This window comes from Flavobacterium psychroterrae (genome assembly GCF_018380615.1).
GTDB classification, from domain to species: Bacteria; Bacteroidota; Bacteroidia; order Flavobacteriales; family Flavobacteriaceae; genus Flavobacterium; species Flavobacterium psychroterrae.
The window spans coordinates 1-1,415 of record NZ_JAGYVZ010000071.1 but is presented as its reverse complement, the minus strand read 5'-3'; the positions used below and the strand labels follow the sequence as shown (position 1 = coordinate 1,415).

The following is a 1,415-nucleotide window of genomic DNA, read 5'->3' as shown; positions in this document are numbered from 1 at the left end:
GGATCAAGAACAAAACCTGGGGAGGAATGTCAAAATAAAATCAGAAATTTGCAATCTAAGAATTTGATATGACTCCTATAGATCTTTTAAAATTTATGCTTCCTGATTTTTTAGTAGAACATTTTGAAGTAGTTTCTACCACTAATACAGAGGAAGTATTACATCTTTATTTTGAGGAAAAAATACAACCTCCACAAGAGTTTAATACATTTGAATTGGTTTCAAAGGGTTTTCTCGATGAGATTACTATTCAGGATTTCCCCTTAAGAGGTAAGTTTGTCTATTTACATATCAAAAGACGTCGTTGGACTAATAAAACTACTGGAGGAATTATTAAAAGAGATTGGACTTTGGTAGCCAAAGGAACACGCATGACTCACGAGTTTGCGACTTTTTTAAAAGAAATTAATAGATAAGAGCGCTACAGATTGCCATACCATTGGAGGATTCTTTGGAGTCAATGGTAAAAAACTTCAAAGACAATATAAAAAACATTTAAGTTCCTTTACCACATGGGCACCACGAGAACATGCACACCAGTGGATCATTTACCCTGAAAATATGGGTAGCCATTTATCTATTGATGAAGTAGCGTTATCCCAGGGTGAACTTTATACCATTTTGACCAATAAGAAATTCAAAGGTAAGAAAGGTTCCTTAGTTGCTATTGTTGCTGGAACCAAAGCTGATCAGGTCATAGAGCATATCTGTAAAATTGACTATAAAAAAAGGTCTCTTGTCAAAGAAATAACACTCGACATGGCTAATTCCATGAAATTAATATCAAAGAGATGTTTCCCAAAAGCCACACAAGTTACCGACAGGTTTCATGTCCAAAAATTAGCTTTGGAAGCATTACAGGAAATTAGAATTAAACACCGTTGGGAAGCTATGGATTTTGAGAATCAATTAATACTAAAGACAAAATCAGAAAACAAAACTTATATTCCCCTGCTTTTACCTAACGGAGATTCTGTAAAACAGCTATTAGCCAGAAGCAGGTATATATTGTATAAATCTCGCGAAAAATGGACTCAAAGTCAAAATGAAAGAGCTCAAATACTATTTGGGTTGTATCCTGATATAAAGCAAGCTTATAATTTAAACCAACAACTTCGAGGAATTTATAATAATCACAATGACAAACACATTGCCATGACAAAACTAGCACATTGGTATAGAAATGTAGAGCAATCAGGTTTTAAAAACTTTAATATTCTGCTCAATACTATAACGGTTAATTATCAGTCAATTTTAAATTATTTTGACAACAGAAGTACAAATGCTTCTGCAGAATCTTTTAATGCGAAAATTAAAGCATTTAGATCTCAATTTAGAGGAGTTAGAAATGTAGATTTCTTCTTATTCAGATTATCTAATCTTTTTGCTTAATCCCCAACTTTTGCACCTGATCC

2 protein-coding genes are annotated in these 1,415 nt (G+C 33.0%); both read left to right on the top strand.

Annotation, left to right across the window (positions count from 1 at the left end; all coding sequences use genetic code 11):
- The first annotated feature begins 68 nt into the window (after window positions 1-68).
- The gene (locus KHA90_RS25055) at window positions 69-416 is read left to right on the top strand and encodes an ISAon1 family transposase N-terminal region protein (protein ID WP_213308260.1); all 348 of its coding nucleotides are present in this window, start codon (window positions 69-71) and stop codon (window positions 414-416) included.
- Entirely contained in the window at window positions 409-1,392 is a 984-nt protein-coding gene (locus KHA90_RS25050; protein ID WP_449536192.1) for an ISAon1 family transposase, read from the top strand. The genes KHA90_RS25055 and KHA90_RS25050 overlap by 8 nt, the downstream gene beginning before the upstream one ends.
- The last annotated feature ends 23 nt before the right edge of the window (window positions 1,393-1,415 follow it).

Bases quoted from the DNA above. Each gene is read 5' to 3' on its own strand.
- KHA90_RS25055 (WP_213308260.1), top strand. From the start codon at position 69: ATGACTCCTATAGATCTTTTAAAATTTATGCTTCCTGATTTTTTAGTA.